The 15,612-nt window shown below is 62.8% G+C and carries 11 protein-coding genes and 2 tRNA genes; all 13 read right to left on the bottom strand.

What is annotated here, in order from left to right:
* Positions 1-42: 42 nt before the first annotated feature.
* Positions 43-1,707, bottom strand: coding sequence for an alpha/beta hydrolase (locus AOT96_RS10485; protein ID WP_007729186.1), 1,665 nt, complete (start codon positions 1,705-1,707; stop codon positions 43-45).
* 29 nt (positions 1,708-1,736) lie between these two features.
* Positions 1,737-2,879, bottom strand: coding sequence for a baeRF11 domain-containing protein (locus tag AOT96_RS10480; RefSeq protein WP_065351691.1), 1,143 nt, complete (start codon positions 2,877-2,879; stop codon positions 1,737-1,739).
* Positions 2,880-3,141: 262 nt separating this feature from the next.
* Positions 3,142-3,214: transfer RNA gene (locus tag AOT96_RS10475), tRNA-Ala, on the bottom strand.
* A gap of 176 nt (positions 3,215-3,390) precedes the next feature.
* A tRNA-Ile gene (locus AOT96_RS10470) sits at positions 3,391-3,464 on the bottom strand.
* A 75-nt stretch (positions 3,465-3,539) separates the two neighbouring features.
* Positions 3,540-4,934 carry a DUF3566 domain-containing protein gene (locus AOT96_RS10465; protein WP_065351690.1) on the bottom strand — a complete coding sequence of 465 codons (1,395 nt, stop codon included), beginning with the start codon at positions 4,932-4,934 and terminating at the stop codon, positions 3,540-3,542.
* Positions 4,934-7,465 carry a DNA gyrase subunit A gene (gene gyrA, locus AOT96_RS10460; RefSeq protein ID WP_047272672.1) on the bottom strand — a complete coding sequence of 844 codons (2,532 nt, stop codon included), beginning with the start codon at positions 7,463-7,465 and terminating at the stop codon, positions 4,934-4,936. The genes AOT96_RS10465 and gyrA overlap by 1 nt, the downstream gene beginning before the upstream one ends.
* A gap of 86 nt (positions 7,466-7,551) precedes the next feature.
* Complete coding sequence (gyrB, locus tag AOT96_RS10455; protein ID WP_003942515.1) at positions 7,552-9,588, bottom strand: DNA topoisomerase (ATP-hydrolyzing) subunit B; 2,037 nt, start codon at positions 9,586-9,588, stop codon at positions 7,552-7,554.
* A gap of 197 nt (positions 9,589-9,785) precedes the next feature.
* Positions 9,786-10,709 carry an alpha/beta fold hydrolase gene (locus AOT96_RS10450; RefSeq protein WP_047272671.1) on the bottom strand — a complete coding sequence of 308 codons (924 nt, stop codon included), beginning with the start codon at positions 10,707-10,709 and terminating at the stop codon, positions 9,786-9,788.
* A gap of 28 nt (positions 10,710-10,737) precedes the next feature.
* Positions 10,738-11,859 (bottom strand): PDR/VanB family oxidoreductase, encoded by a 1,122-nt coding sequence (locus AOT96_RS10445; RefSeq protein ID WP_065352815.1) that lies wholly within the window; start codon positions 11,857-11,859, stop codon positions 10,738-10,740.
* Positions 11,859-12,770 carry a metal-dependent hydrolase gene (locus AOT96_RS10440; RefSeq protein WP_007729174.1) on the bottom strand — a complete coding sequence of 304 codons (912 nt, stop codon included), beginning with the start codon at positions 12,768-12,770 and terminating at the stop codon, positions 11,859-11,861. The genes AOT96_RS10445 and AOT96_RS10440 overlap by 1 nt, the downstream gene beginning before the upstream one ends.
* Positions 12,771-12,894: 124 nt before the next feature.
* Entirely contained in the window at positions 12,895-13,440 is a 546-nt protein-coding gene (locus AOT96_RS10435) for a DUF721 family protein (RefSeq protein ID WP_003942471.1), read from the bottom strand.
* Entirely contained in the window at positions 13,433-14,662 is a 1,230-nt protein-coding gene (gene recF, locus AOT96_RS10430) for a DNA replication/repair protein RecF (RefSeq protein WP_065351689.1), read from the bottom strand. Before recF ends, AOT96_RS10435 begins: the two co-directional genes overlap by 8 nt.
* The gene (gene gnd, locus AOT96_RS10425) at positions 14,663-15,571 is read right to left on the bottom strand and encodes a phosphogluconate dehydrogenase (NAD(+)-dependent, decarboxylating) (protein WP_065351688.1); all 909 of its coding nucleotides are present in this window, start codon (positions 15,569-15,571) and stop codon (positions 14,663-14,665) included.
* Positions 15,572-15,612 lie beyond the last annotated feature (41 nt).

The following is a 15,612-nucleotide window of genomic DNA, read 5'->3' as shown; positions in this document are numbered from 1 at the left end:
TGAGGTTTTTGCCTTAACAGGCTGAATTACAACCGTTTACGACTACTTCGTGGGCTCCAGATTGGTGGTCAGCAGCGCACGAAGCTTGTCGGTATCAGCCGAGGTCCAGGCCTCGGGGTGCAGGATCTTGGCCCACATGTCCGCTGCATCCTCGCCGTAATTGTGACCGTGCCCGGACGGGACGTCAGCCGAGAAGACCATGTCGAGGGTTACCTGCCAGAAGGTCACGAGAGGAACCCATGTCATTCCCGGATCCACGTCGCGACCCAGCGGTTCCTTGAGCCAATCCGGCTTGTTGAGCAGCAGGTCGAAGGACCACCACGTGATCGGGTCGCTGGCGTGCTGCCAGTACACGATGCGATCGTCGTCCCAGTCCGACTTCAGCTCCAGATCTTCCGGATCACCGGCAAACCGAATTGCCTGGCCACCGTCGATCACCGGCAGAATCTCCGGTGAGCCCGAGTCACGACTGTCCGTGATTTCCTGCCACTGAGCAGTGAAGTTGGGGGTTCCGACCCACAGTGCGCCGTCGACGCGCGTCATCATGTCCTGGGCGCCGGCGAATGCGGCCTGGCCACCGTAGGAGCCGAGGCTCTCACCGAAGACAACCAGTTCGGGACGCGTCTCCACGGGCAGGTCGATCCACTTGGCGTAGACCGCGTTGAAGAGTGCCCGCCCGGCGATCATCGGCGTCTCGCGGTCTGCGATGAAGGCCAACGGACTCGGAAGGAACGAGTACTGCATCGACGCGATCGCCGTGTCCCCGCCCTCGACGTACTCGAACGCCGACGCGACGTCCTCGTTCACCCAACCGCGGCCGGTGGTCGTGACAACTGCGAGGGTTCCGCGGTCGAATCCGCCGGTGCGCTCCAACTCGTCGACGACCCGCTGTGCGACACCGTTGATCGAGTCCGAGGATTCACGTCCGGCATACACCCGGATCGGTTGCTTCGCTTCACGTCCGGTCAATGCAGAGATCTCGGCTGCAGTGGGACCGCTACCCATGAAGGTGCGCCCCTCCTGACCGAGAGAATCCCAAGCCTCGGCGGACATCGGCGAACCGCTCCGCTCTGCAATCATGGGCTGTTCGATGCCGTCCGGTGTTTCGTGATCCGCACCGGAGAAACTCCAGTTCGCGAATGCGATCAGCCCGTTGTACAGCGCACCGTTCACGATGAAGATGCCGAGGGCGAAGATGACGATCAAGCTGCCGACCTTCGCCGCCTCGAGGGGAACGAACCGAAGTGCGACGGCGGTGAGCTTGTTGGTGGTGAAACGAAGACCACGGCCTGCCTCGAGCAGGATGAACCAGATTCCGAGCGAAATCATCAGCACCAGAAGATAATTCGCCTGATTGGTGCGTGGAGCTTCCACGAGATCGCGAACGATCTGCTGCCACCACGAACCGAGGACCAAGAACGTCGGCACCAGAATGACGGCCGCGACCAACAGGATTCGCCAGCCGATCTTCTTGGTGCGATCCGACCACTGCGGTTCGACGCCGCACTTGCGGATCATCCAGGCGACCGTCACGCCGACGCCGTATCCCATCGCGAGCGAGATGCCCGTCGCAACGCCCTGCAGGTACCACGCGCGCGGCAACAGGGACGGACTCATCGACCAGGTGAAGAAGACCAGAGCAAAGGCAAGCCCGACCGGGTGCAGCGTCTTGCAGTAGAGGCGCAGCCGTTCCCACACACGTTTCATGCCGGAATCGTATGCGCCCCGTGCCCGAATCAGGTCACGAAGCGCACACGCGTCCAGTCTGTTTTCGGGGCGAAGCGCAAAATCGCGGCAACTGCGCCGCCGCCCGGAATGTCCTCCGCGCGAACAGCGAGCACCCGTGCACCCGTCAGGAGCGCACGACGAGCGATCTCGTCGACGACCCCGTAGGTGCTTCCGTTGGTCGACTCACCGGTCGTGAGAGCGCCCGTCTGGGGATCGAGACTTCCGGGTACGACGGAATCGATGTCGATGAAAACGGTGTCGACCTGTCCGTACGTCGCGGCTGTTGCCACGTCGGCGACGTCGGTTTGAGTGCGACCTTGTTCCGTGCGCACATTGAAGGTGTCCCGCACCGCCGCCAGCTGCTCGGCATGGAAGTCGTCGAGCGCCGGACGCGAACCGTCCGCCACTTCCTGCGTCGACAAGGCTTCCGGGTTTCCCTCGACGGTTTTGTCGACCAGGTGGCGGTACGAATTCACGGAGCGATACACCGACGCGATGGGTTCCGCAGCGGCCAGAATCAAGGGGACGTCACGGCCGGCGAGCACACCGCGGACCTCGTGATCGACTGCGCGGGCGTACTGATTGACGCGCAACTTTCGGCTGTCCGACCCCGACAACCGACCCGCTTCAGTTCGGCTGTTGATCGACGACTTGCCCGCGTGATCCGCAGCATTCTTCGGCATTCCCTGAACACGAACCTCGTGGGCCGGTTGATCGGCGGCGATCTCGATCAGTCGCACCGAACCCTCTGCCAGAGCGAGAACAAACGCCGTCTGGGGGAACGTCACCGAACGGAGCAGCGGCTTGAGATGAAACCGATCGCTGACCGTTTCGAGCGCCTGCAGACGGTTGGGGAGGCGGAAGGTCACCAGACGCTCCGGCGTCGCGTACGTGACCAATGAGCGCGACTGGAAGCGCCAGAAATCGTCGTCGTCGTCGAGCTCTGCGTATTCGGCCTCGAACTGCTTGCGCTCGGCCGGATCCTCCACCGATGCGAGTGCCGAGCGGACCTGGTCCTTGAAGGCTATGCGCGCTTTGTCGTAATCCTGCGGCGCATCTTCAGTCGGAGTAACGATGGTGATGCAGGTGGGCCCCTCCACCTCCGCGAGTGCGGCAATTTCACCGTGGCTGGGAATGTCGTTGTGAAGCACTACGAACCTCCTGAAATTGGGTTCTCCTCACGCTACGCCCGGCTGGTTATGACCACTAGACTTTCCGGAGAATTCGGGACGAACGGTCCATAGTGGGCGCGGTTCTGGCCACCCCACTCCGAGCGAACGGCATGTTCATCGCCTTCAGTGCGCCGAAAGTACCGTTCGCTCAAGAAGGGGAGGCCACGAGTCGGGCACCGGCTGGTCGGACATCGGCATACAAAAACACCCTCCCGGATCCCGGGAGGGTGTTTTCTTACTGTGGAGCCTAGGAGATTCGAACTCCTGACATCTGCCTTGCAAAGGCAGCGCTCTACCAACTGAGCTAAGGCCCCGTTCGGTTTTCTGACCGGAGTCAGAGTACCTAGGTTCTATCCTGTTTCCAAATCGTGCCAAACCTTGTCTCCGCGCTGACTTTTGATCAGCTTGGTGACCCCGAGAGCTACCAGAATTCCGGCCCCGACAAGCAGGAAAACCTTCATTCCAGCAACCCTTCTTCGGCACATGGGAGTGGGCCTAGGAGGACTTGAACCTCCGACCTCTTCATTATCAGTAAAGCGCTCTAACCACCTGAGCTATAGGCCCCTGAACCGATTCCAAAGATTACCCCACCGGGCCGCTGACACCAAAACGGGCCCGGCGGAGCAATGTTCTCGCAGGTCAGTCGCGGTCGGCGAGAGTTACCTCTACGCCGCCAACCAGGTCGCTGCAGAGGTTGTAGATGAACGATCCGATCGTGACGAGTGCCGTGAAAAGCACCATGTTCGCGATACCGATCAGCGCGGCGTAGCCGAACACCTGGCCGGCCGTCACCAGACCGTCGGAGCCGCCGTCGGCAACGATGTCGGTGAACGCGTTGTTCAGGCGATCCCAGACGCCCATGCCGTCGAGAACCACGTAGAGCAGTCCGACGGCCACCATCCACACGAAGAACAGCGACACCGAGATCACGGATGTGATCTTGAGCGTGGACCACGGGTCGATACGACGGATCTGGACCGTTGCGCGCAGCGGCGCACCGTCCACGACCGAAGCCGATACGGCGTGAGTTTTCTCACCCTTCACCGCAGCAGGCAACGGATGCTTGGCCTCGGAGAGGTCAGGCATGTCCTTCGGTAGATCCTTGCGATCGATGTGCCGAGTGGGCCCGTCGATCGCAGCAGCTTTTGCTTTCGGATTTGCGACCGTGGGATTGGCGACTGTGGCATTTGCAGCCTTGGGATTTGCGCCCGAGGGTGTAACAGCCTTGGCTGCTGCCGCGCCGGCGACACCACCGGTAGCTGCGGCCGCCGCGGTTCCCGTCACGACGGGACGCGCCGAAGGGTTGCCGGCAGGGCGACCTGCCTGTGCACCGGCGGCAGGACGACCCGCTTGGGGCTGTCCCTTCGGCGCACCACCCTGCGCGGGGTTTTTGGCCGGACCACCCTGCGCCGGACCACCCTGCGCCGGGCCGGCCGCTGCAGGACGCTGCGGACCCGCAGGCGGCTTACCCCCGGCAGGAGCTGCCGGTCGACCCGCAGGAGCACCAGCGCCGGCTGGGCGCGTGATGTTGGTCTGCGGCTGACTTTGCGGAGCCTGATTCTGCGGTGGCTGAGCCTTCGACGCCGGGGCCTTGGACGCCGGGTTCTGAGCAGCGGGGTTCTGAGCTGGCTGCCCCTGCGGCTGACCCGACGGCTGGGGTCCGCGTTGCCACGGCGGCGCCTGGCTGCCACGAGCCTGATTGGCAACCGGTTGCGGCGGAGCCTGACCGTCACCCTTTGCCGAAGTTACCGGCGCAGCCGGAGCCACTGAAGGAGCGGAAGGAGCTTGACCCTTGGCCGCACCCGCGGCGTCGGAAGCCCCACCCGCCGGCTTCTGAGCCGACGGGCCGCGAGGCGGCTCCGGTGTCTTGGGCGCCGGAGCTGCCTCAGAAGCTTTGGGTCCGCCGTCCGCTGGAGCTGCAGGTTTCGAGGTCTGCGGCCCCGCCGGAGCAGTTACCTGCTCCGGCTTCGGTGGCGTCGAACCTGAAGTGCTTTCGCTCTTCTGGTCACTGCCCGGCTGGTTGGGAGTGCTCACTAGGACTCCTTAGCTCCATCGGCATTGTCTGCGTTGTCGGTGGTCTCTGCAGCGAGCTCTTCGGGCTCGTCGGCGTTGCGCGCAATCGCGAGCAGTGTGTCGCCTTCGCCGAGGTTCATCAGACGCACGCCCTTGGTCTGGCGTCCCGCCTTACGAACCTGCTTGGCAGCCGTCCTGATGACGCCGCCGCCCGAGGTGATCGCGTACAGCTCGTCGTCGTCGTCGACGATGAGCGCACCGACCAGAGTGCCACGTTTCTTGTCGTACTGAATCGTGAGCACGCCCTTGCCGCCGCGACCCTGCACCGGGTAGTCCTCCATGCCGGTTCGCTTGGAGTAACCGCCCGACGTGGCGACCAGGAGGAACGTTCCTTCACGAACGACGTTGAGCGAGAGCAGCTCGTCGTCACCGTTGAAACGCATGCCCTGGACACCGGAAGTGGCGCGGCCCATCGGACGCAGTGCCTCGTCGGTGGCCGAGAAGCGGATCGACTGGCCCTGTGCCGAGACGAGAAGCAGGTCGTCTTCGGCGGAGCAGAGGACAGCGCCGACCAGTTCGTCTTCACCGCGCAGGTTGATGGCGACGATGCCACCGCTGCGGTTGGAGTCGAAGTCGGTGAGCTTGGACTTCTTGACCAGACCGTTGCGAGTGGCGAGCACCAGGTAGGGCGCGTCTTCGTAGGTCTTGATCTGGATGACGGACTGGATGCGCTCGTCCGGCTGGAATGCCAGCAGGTTGGCAACGTGCTGACCGCGAGCTGTACGGCTCGCCTCGGGCAGTTCGTAAGCCTTCGCGCGGTAGACGCGGCCCTTCGTGGTGAAGAACAGCAGCCAGTCGTGCGTCGACGTGACGAAGAAGTGCGAGACGATGTCGTCCTGCTTGAGGCCGGCACCCTGAACACCCTTGCCGCCGCGCTTCTGCGAGCGGTACAGGTCGGTCTTGGTGCGCTTGGCGTAACCGGTCTCGGTGATCGTGACGACGACGTCTTCGCGGGCGATCAGATCCTCGTCGTTGACGTCTCCGTCGGCGGCGATGATGCGGGTACGACGGTCGTCGCCGTACTTGTCGACGATTTCCTTGAGCTCGTCACGAACGATCGCGCGCTGACGCTCCGGGCGAGCCAGAATGTCTTCGAGGTCCGCGATTTCGAGTTCGATCTCGGCCAACTCGTCGACGATCTTCTGACGCTCGAGGGCGGCCAGACGACGCAGCTGCATGCCGAGGATGGCGTCGGCCTGGATCTCGTCGACGTCGAGGAGTTCCATCAATCCGGCGCGAGCGATGTCGACGGTCTGCGACGCACGGATCAAGGCGATGACCTCGTCCAGAGCGTCGAGGGCCTTGACCAGACCGCGCAGGATGTGGGCGCGCTCCTGTGCCTTGCGAAGCAGGTACCTGGTACGACGAACGATGACCTCGAGCTGATGCGCCGTGTACAGACGGATCATCTGGTCGAGGCGCAGCGTGCGCGGCACTCCGTCGACGATGGAGAGCATGTTGCAGCCGAAGCTGGTCTGCAGCTGGGTGTGCTTGTAAAGGTTGTTCAGCACGACCTTGGCAACGGCGTCACGCTTGACGGTGACGACGATGCGCATGCCGACGCGGTCCGAGGACTCGTCGTGGATGTCGGAGATGCCACCGATCTTGGCGTCACGAACCTGCTCCGCGATGGAGGTGATCAGGTTGTCCGGGTTGACCTGGTAGGGCAGCTCGGTGATGACGATCGTGGTGCGGCCCTTGGCATCTTCTTCGATCTCGACGACGCCGCGCATACGAACGGAGCCACGGCCGGTGGTGTAGGCGTCCTGGATGCCCTGTCCACCGACGATGAGCCCGTGCGTGGGGAAGTCGGGTCCCTTGATGCGCTCCATGACGGCCGCGAGGGTGGCTTCCTCGTCCGCTTCGAAGTTGTCGAGCGCCCAGTAGATGGCCTCGGCAACTTCACGCAGGTTGTGCGGCGGAATGTTGGTGGCCATACCGACGGCGATGCCGTTGGAACCGTTGATCAGCAGGTTCGGGATACGGCTGGGCAGAACCGTCGGTTCCTGCGTCTTGCCGTCGTAGTTCGGGGTGAAATCGACTGTCTCGTGGTCGATTTCGCGCAGCATTTCCATCGCGAGCGGCGTGAGCCTGCACTCGGTGTAACGCATGGCGGCTGCGCCGTCGTTGCCGCGGGAGCCGAAGTTTCCCTGACCGTCGACTAGCGGGTAACGCAGCGACCACGGCTGGGCCATACGAACCAACGTGTCGTAGATCGAGGAGTCGCCGTGGGGGTGGTAGTTACCCATGGTCTCGGCGACCGGTCGGGCAGACTTCACGTATCCGCGGTCGGGGCGATATCCGTTGTCGTACATCGCGTAGAGCACGCGGCGGTGCACCGGCTTGAGTCCGTCGCGGACATCCGGCAGAGCGCGACCGACGATGACGCTCATGGCGTAGTCGATGTAGCTGTTCTGCATTTCCTGCTGGATGTCGACCGGTTCGATCCGGTCGTGTTGCGGACCGTCCGGTGGCAACGTGGTGTCGGTCATGAGCTCACTTTCTTAAAAGAGGGGGCAAGCCCCTGTGCGCGGAAAAGGAGTCCGGGGACTCCTCAACCGCTCACAGGGCCGCAGGCCTACACGTCGAGGAAACGAACGTCCCGGGCATTGCGGGTGATGAAGCTGCGTCGTGCTTCGACGTCTTCGCCCATCAGCACGCTGAACAGCTCGTCGGCAGCAGCCGCGTCGTCGAGCGTGACGAGACGCAGAACGCGCACCGTCGGGTCCATCGTGGTTTCCCACAGCTCCTTGGCGTTCATCTCGCCGAGGCCTTTGTAGCGCTGGATGCCGTCGTCCTTGTTGATCTTCTTGCCGGACTCGAGGCCGGCCTTGACCATCGCGTCGCGCTCGCGGTCGGAGTACGCGAATTCCGGCTGCGCACCCTTCTGCCACTTGAGCTTGTACAGCGGCGGCTGCGCGAGGTAGACCTTGCCGTGCTCGACGAGCGGCCGCATGAAGCGGAACAGCAGCGTGAGCAGCAGCGTTGCGATGTGCTGACCGTCGACGTCGGCGTCGGCCATGAGCACGATCTTGTGATAGCGCAGCTTGGCGATGTCGAACTCGTCGTGAATGCCCGTGCCGAACGCGGTGATGATCGACTGGACTTCGGTGTTCTTGAGGACGCGATCGATACGCGCCTTCTCGACGTTGATGATCTTTCCGCGAAGCGGGAGGATCGCCTGGTACATCGAGTCTCGGCCGGACTTGGCCGAGCCGCCTGCGGAGTCGCCCTCCACGATGTAGATCTCGGACTTCTCCGGATCGTTGGAGCGGCAATCGGCGAGCTTGCCTGGCAGGCCACCGAGGTCGGTCGCACTCTTACGACGGACCAGCTCACGCGCCTTACGTGCGGCAACGCGGGCCTGCGCCGACGAAACAGCCTTGTTCACAATGGTTTTCGCGTCGGCGGGGTTCGCCTCGAACCAGTGCGCGAGGTGCTCGTTGCACGCCTTCTGCACGAAGGACTTGACCTCGGTATTGCCGAGCTTGGTCTTGGTCTGACCCTCGAACTGGGGTTCACCGACCTTCACCGAGATGATGGCCGCGAGTCCTTCACGGATGTCGTCACCGGTGAGCTTGGGATCTTTGTCCTTGAGCAGCTTCTTCTCGAGCGCGTACTTGTTGACCGTTGCGGTCAGTGCGGCGCGGAAGCCCTCTTCGTGGGTACCACCCTCGTGGGTGTTGATCGTGTTGGCGAAGGTGTGCACGGACTCCGAGTAGCCGGAGTTCCACTGCATTGCGACCTCGAGCTCGTGGCCGGTGCCCTTGGCGGTGAATCCGACGACCGAGTTGTGGATCGGGGTCTTGCTCTTGTTGATGTGCCGGACGTAGTCCTCGAGTCCACCGGGGTAGTGGTAGATACGGGTCTTGGACTTACGCGGCGCTGCCTGAGCAGCTTCTTCGGCTTCTTCGGCAGCAGACTTGGGAGCCTCGGCCACCTCGGCAGCTTCGTCGTCGATGACCTCGGCGCGCTCGTCGGTCAGCGTGATGGTCAGGCCCTTGTTGAGGAAGGCCATTTCCTGCAGACGACGCGCAACGGTCTCGAAGTTGTAGCGGGTGGTCTCGAAGATCTCGGGATCGGCCCAGAAACTGACGGTGGTGCCGGTTTCCTTCGTCGGGTCGCCCTGTACGAGCTCTCCCGGCTTGGAATCGGTGTACGTCTGCTGCCACCGGTAGCCGTCGACCTTGATGTCGACGTCGAGCCGGGTCGAGAGCGCGTTGACCACCGAGATGCCGACGCCGTGCAGACCACCGGAGACGGCGTAGGAGTCGGAGTCGAACTTGCCGCCGGCGTGCAGCTGGGTCAGCACGACCTCGACGGTGGGTACTCCGGAGGCGTGCATGCCGACCGGGATGCCACGGCCGTCGTCGATGACGCGGATTCCGCCGTCTTCGAGGAGGGTGACCTCGACCTTGGTGGCGTGTCCGGCCATCGCCTCGTCGACCGAGTTGTCGACGACCTCCCAAATGAGGTGGTGCAGACCGCGTTCACCGGTGGAACCGATGTACATGCCTGGACGCTTACGTACCGCCTCGAGTCCTTCGAGGACGGTGATGGACGACGCGTTGTAGTCCTTGCTGGAAGTGCTTGTATCTGACTTCTGGGCAGCCACGGGTGGGTAGCTCTCCTTCTCCGTCAATACTCGAGCGCAGCCGTCAGCAAGCCCTTGCGGGTGTCGTCGGAGCGGGTTCGAGAATGTTGCCGCTAGTTACCGTTGACCATCTTACTGGTAAGCACCGACTAGAAGCGGCCAATGACACCCCTGGCTGCGCCGCAGACGAATTTTTACGATCCCCGGAAGGTGAAACGCTAGGAACTTTGCTTCTCCGAGCGACGCTCTCTCAGGCTCGCGATAAATGCCCGCGCATGTTCGGCAACCTCGCCCGGATGTGAAAACGGCGACCAGTGTCCCGCGGCAATTTCACGTCGCTGCAGGTCGGAGACCCATTTTTCGGTGTCTTCGTATCCCACCGGACGAACGGCTTTGTCGTACTTGTTCAGAATGAGCTGAACAGGCACGTCCGTGTACCGATCCCGTGGCTTGCCGAGCGACGGCCGGATGTTCGCGCGGTAAAGCTTCAGTCCGTTCACCATGTCGTCGGCAATGGTGGGCGCGGTGTTGACCACACGGGGGTCCAGACCGTCGAAGAAACCCAGAAACGCCGGCCAGTGCTTGGAGAACCACAGACGCAACGGAAGGGTGCACAGCCCGGGAATCTGGAACAGAACGGTGTAGGCCGACGCAATTCCCTGCGCCGCCGGGCCGAGGAAACGACGCTTGGACGCGCTCGCCCGGATCCACATGCCGAGATGATCGAGATTGGGGCCCGAGATGGACGAGAACGACGCGATCTTCTCTTCGGCACCCGGCTCGCAGACCGCTTCCCACGTTTCGACGGATCCCCAGTCGTGCGCGAGGACGTGCACCGGCTTGCCCGGGCTGACCGCGTCGATGACGGCAAAAAGATCGCCGGCCAGTGCGCTCAGTTGGTAGTCCTGCACCCTCGAGGGGATTGTGCTCTCACCGGCCCCGCGGCTGTCGTAGCTGACGACGCGGAAGTCGTCTGCCAGCAAAGGCACGATGCGGTTCCACAATTCATGGGTGTCGGGCCAACCATGCACCAGGACGATGGTCTCGCCGTCTGCCTTGCCCTGCTCGAACACGGCCAGGCTGACGGAACCGTTGGTCACGCGACGCGCGGTCACGGCATGGACAGGAGAGTGCTTCGACATTGTCGAACCCTTCGGAGTCGGGAAATATCTAGAGATCGAGAACGAGACGTACACCGTCGGAACGGGATACGCAGATGAGCATCTCCGTTTCCTGTTCGGTGTCGGTCAGACGCCTTTCGCGGTGATCGGGTTTACCCGCGAGCACCTTCACACGACAGGTTCCGCAGAAACCCTGCTGACACGAGTACCCGACACCGGGCAATGTCTTCTTGATGACGTCGAGCGCGGACTCGTCGGCGGGCACGGTGAGCACCTGTCCCGAATTGACAAGCTGCACTTCGAATTCCTTGCCGTCGATCACCGGCGGAGCCCCGAACCGCTCGAAATGCAAAGCGGTGGAGGGTGTATCGCGGAAACCGCGGCGGACGGCATCGAGCATCGGCGTCGGGCCACAGCAGTACACGGCGCCGCCGACCGGCGCTCGTCCGAGAAGGTCTGTGGTGGTGGGCAATCCGAACTCGTCGTCCGGGCGCACGAAGACACGCTCGGGTTCCCAGGTTGCGATCTCGTCGAGGAACGGCATGGATTCACGAGAGCGGCCCGAGTACACGAAGTACCAGTCCATCCCCAATTCTCTTGCCGCACGGACCATTGCGATGATCGGTGTGATACCGATGCCGCCGGCGACGAACAACGCGCTGCCTTCTCCGACAAACGGGAAGCCGTTGCGTGGTCCGCGTACCGTGACGTGCTCACCGGGCTGGAGAGCGTGCATCTCGATGGAACCGCCACCGCCGTCGGGGATCCGGCGCACCGCGACGCTGTACCCCGTGCGATCGGCAGGGTCGCCGCACAGCGAATACTGACGCCGCAGACCCGAAGGTAGATGGAAGTCCAGGTGCGAACCCGGATGCCACGGCGGAATCGGTGAGCCGTCCGCGGATTCGAAGCGCAGGCGAACGACGTTCTCGTCAGTCGCCACCACCTCACGCGTACTGACCACCATGTTCATGGCCGTGTCGGGGTTGTGGCCAGCGATCTCGGGGTTGTAGTCGTAGGCCGTCAACACCCGAAGGTACTTGTCCGCCAACAACTCCGTGATGCGCATGGCACGGTCGGGACGGTTCTTTCCGGACAAATCGGGTGGCGCCGGAAAACGCGGCAACCCGTCGTGCCCGGAGATGACGTCCTTGACCCTCGAGAGTGAAATCACCGTGCAGCCGCCTGAGCTGCGGGTGACGACGCCAGGTACTGCACCGCCTGGGCGGTCGAGCCCTCGTTACTGGGGTGATAGGACTTGCTGAAGTACGTCGACATCCGCTTGACCAGCTCGAACGACGTGGGAACTGTGCCACGCTTTCCGGCCGCGATGAAATCGGACAGGTGGGGGCGTCGACGGCTGGGAGCCTGAGCGGCAAGCTCGGGATCGTTGCGCATCAAGAACCGGGTACCGCGAATCCACAGCCACACGATTGCGGGCGTGACGAGGATCTGGGTACGGATCCGGCGGGTCTCACGCTTGTCGAAGTAGCGCATGACGTCGTACGCGACGGCTCGGTGTTCGACTTCTTCGGCGCCGTGCCAGCGAAGGAGATCAAGCATGGTCGGGTGCATGCCGGCTTTGTCCAGCCCCTTGGCGTTGAGCACCCAGTCGCCGAGGAAAGCAGTGATGTGTTCGATGGCCGCGATGATCGCCAAACGCTCCACCAGGTGATTCTCGGCGCGCAGACCCGTCATCGGGCGCGGTCCGAGCAGTTTCGAGAATGCCCACTCCATCTGCTGGGTGTACGGCGTCGGATCGAGGCCGTTTTCCTTGAGATGGACCAGGACACCCGAGTGCGCGTTGGAGTGCATCGCCTCTTGGCCGATGAATCCGACGACGTCTTCACGGAGTTTCTCGTCCTCGATCAGAGGAAGAGCTTCCTTGAAGGTCTCGACAAACCATTCCTCACCGGCGGGGAGGAGAAGGTGAAGCACGTTGAGAACGTGTGTGCTGAACGGATCGCCCGGAATCCAGTGCATGGGCAGATCGGACCAGTCGAACTCGACATTGCGAGCCTGCAACAGGATGTGATCCGGCTCGGCGAACGACGAAGCGGGTGTCGATATCTTCTGCGACATCTAGCTACTCCTTCATGCCTGCCGATCGGTGGGGAACGACAGCCTTGTGACACAGTTCACTCACTAGCGAGTTTTAACTGTAACACGAAGTAATAGGTAGAACCAGGGCCTGGTTGAGTTTTCCTCAGCCGTACGTATCGCGAGGTCCGCGGCCTTTCACATGCCTTTCTCCCTTGCGCCAGCTAGGCGCACTCGGACCGGTGATCCGCAGTGTCTTCACGACGCCGTCACCGACGGCAGCAGCGATCTTGGCCAGAATCTGGGACTGCATCATGCGCAACTGGGTAGCCCACGCCGTCGACTCGGCGGAGATGCTGAGAACACCTTCTTTCAGAGAGATCGGCTCGGCGTGCGCGGAGATGTCTTCTCCGACGACCTGCGGCCACCGACCGAGGACCGTGCCCTCGGACACCTTGGGGGACCACCCACGCGATTTAGAGATAGCGCTGGTGAGAGCGCCGAACGGCTGAGGGTCCCGCGCATCCGGGCCGGGGCCGGACCAACCGCTGCGTCGACGCGGTCGGCCACTTCCGTATTTGGGCGACGAGCGCCCCTGCCCGACGGCCTTACCGTTGGCTTTGGCTGTCGCGCGTGCCTCCTCGAGGGCACGGCGCGCCAGATCGATCCCCTTGAGCTCGGGCTCCGGGGCCGCGCTGCTGTCTTCAGTCATCGAACTCGACCTCCTGATCTGCCGAGCCTACGGGCACTATCCGGGATATCCGACCGTCTCCGGTATCGGAGGCTTCGACGCCGAACTTGGCCGCCTCGAGTTCGTCCGGTACATCCTCGGGAACGGCGGCCGTGATCAGCACCTGTTCGGCGGTGGCTGCAACGGTGGCGAGCGCACGACGCCGACGACGGTCCAATTCCGCGAAGACATCGTCGAGCATCAGGACCGGGTCGCTGCCGTCGGCGCGCAACAGGGCAAAACCTGCCAGCCGCAGCGAAAGCGCAAAAGACCACGATTCACCATGGCTTGCAAAGCCTTTCGCCGGGCTGTCACCGAGAATCAGCTCCAGATCGTCCCGATGCGGACCGACCAGACACACTCCGCGATCGATTTCCTTCGACCTCATCTGTGCCAACTCGAGATGGAATCTCTCCTCGAGGTACGCAACGTCGTCGATACCGGAAATCCTTGCAGGGTCGGTGAATTCGGGATCCAACGAGGACCCCAGACTGCTCTTGTATCGAATCGACGCCGGCCGAGATTCGGGTGCGATGGAACGATACGACTCCGCCAGATGCGGCGCCAGATCATGGACCAACTCGAGGCGCCCGGCCAACAATTGTGCGCCGTGAGCGGCCAGATGCCCGTCCCACACCTCGAGGGTGGAGAGGACGTTGTCGGACTCGCCACCACGAGAACCGCGACGCAAAGCCGCACCGGCAGTTTTGAGTAGGGCTGAGCGCTGACGCAGAACTTTGTCGTAATCCGCACGGACAGCAGCCATTCGGGGTATCCGGGACGTCAACAACTCGTCGAGATAGCGTCGACGATCGCCAGGATCTCCGCGAACCAACGACAGATCTTCCGGCGCGAACATCACCGACTGCAAAATCCCCAACACTTCGCGTGGGCGACGCGTCGGAGACTGATTTATCCTGGCGCGGTTGGACTTTCCCTCGATCAGTTCGACGTCGATGGTCAGTTCGCGTCCGTTGTTGACCACCGTTGCACCGGCAAAAGCACTGGCGGAACCGCTGCGGATCATCGGTGCGTCCGTGGACACTCGATGAGACGACAGCGTCGACAGATACCCGAGTGACTCGATGACGTTGGTTTTACCGTGCCCGTTCGAACCGAGGAAAACGGTTGTTCCCGGTGTGAGGTCAAGCGTCAGCGAATCCCAGGATCGGAAGTCCCGCAGCGAAAATCTACGAACGAACACTTAGCTTCCAGAAGCCGAATTCTTGGGCGAAGCGCTCTTGACCGCGTGACCGCCGAACTGATTGCGCAAGGCGGACACAGCCTTCATGGCCGGTGAATCATCCTGTCGTGAAGCAAATCTCGCGAACAGAGCAGCGGAGATGACGGGAGCGGGCACAGCGTGCTTGATAGCTTCCTCGACCGTCCAGCGGCCCTCGCCGGAATCCTCGGTATAGCCCGTGATCTGCGCAAGCTCCGGATCTTCCTCGAGGGCGTCGACAAGCAGATCGAGCAACCACGAACGTACGACGGTCCCCTTCGACCAAGCTCGAAGCACACCGGGAACGTCCGCGATCAGGCTTTCCGCCTCGAGGAGCTCGTACCCCTCGGCATACGCCTGCATCAGGCCGTATTCGATGCCGTTGTGCACCATCTTCGCGTAATGACCAGCACCGACGGGACCGGCGTGGACAAAGCCGTCTGCAGCCTCACCGTCGGGGCGAAGGGCGTCGAAGATCGGCATTGCCTTCTCGACGTCGGGCTCGGATCCGCCCACCATCAGGCCGTATCCGTTCTCACGGCCCCAGATGCCACCGGAGACACCGCAGTCGAGGAAACCGATCCCACGGGCACCCAGAAGCTCGGCATGGACAGCATCGTCGGTGTAACGCGAGTTCCCACCGTCGATGACCAGATCGCCACCCTCGAGGGCATCCGCCAGCTCGGCAATGGTGCTCTGGGTGATGTCACCGGCCGGAACCATCACCCAGACGACTCGAGGTCCCTCGAGGGAAGCAGCGAGTTCGGCAAGTGACCCGACATCGGTGACTTCCGGTCGAGGGTCGTATCCGATCACCTCGAGGCCATGCGCGCGCAAGCGCTCACGCATGTTGAAGCCCATCTTGCCGAGACCTACGAGTCCGATCTTCATACTGTTCTCCCTGGTCAGGCGCGAACTGAAGTGCGGGGTTC

Origin of the sequence: Rhodococcus sp. 008 (genome assembly GCF_001682295.1) — a bacterium.
Lineage (GTDB): Bacteria > Actinomycetota > Actinomycetes > Mycobacteriales > Mycobacteriaceae > Rhodococcus_F > Rhodococcus_F qingshengii.
This window is presented reverse-complemented; position numbering and strand designations above follow the sequence as displayed.

Excerpts from the sequence above, each read along its gene's own strand:
- AOT96_RS10485 (WP_007729186.1), bottom strand. The coding sequence starts at position 1,707 with ATGAAACGTGTGTGGGAACGGCTGCGCCTCTACTGCAAGACGCTGCAC.
- gyrA (WP_047272672.1), bottom strand. The coding sequence starts at position 7,465 with ATGACCGACACCACGTTGCCACCGGACGGTCCGCAACACGACCGGATC.
- AOT96_RS10450 (WP_047272671.1), bottom strand. The coding sequence starts at position 10,709 with ATGTCGAAGCACTCTCCTGTCCATGCCGTGACCGCGCGTCGCGTGACC.
- AOT96_RS10440 (WP_007729174.1), bottom strand. The coding sequence starts at position 12,770 with ATGTCGCAGAAGATATCGACACCCGCTTCGTCGTTCGCCGAGCCGGAT.
- AOT96_RS10435 (WP_003942471.1), bottom strand. The coding sequence starts at position 13,440 with ATGACTGAAGACAGCAGCGCGGCCCCGGAGCCCGAGCTCAAGGGGATC.
- gnd (WP_065351688.1), bottom strand. The coding sequence starts at position 15,571 with ATGAAGATCGGACTCGTAGGTCTCGGCAAGATGGGCTTCAACATGCGT.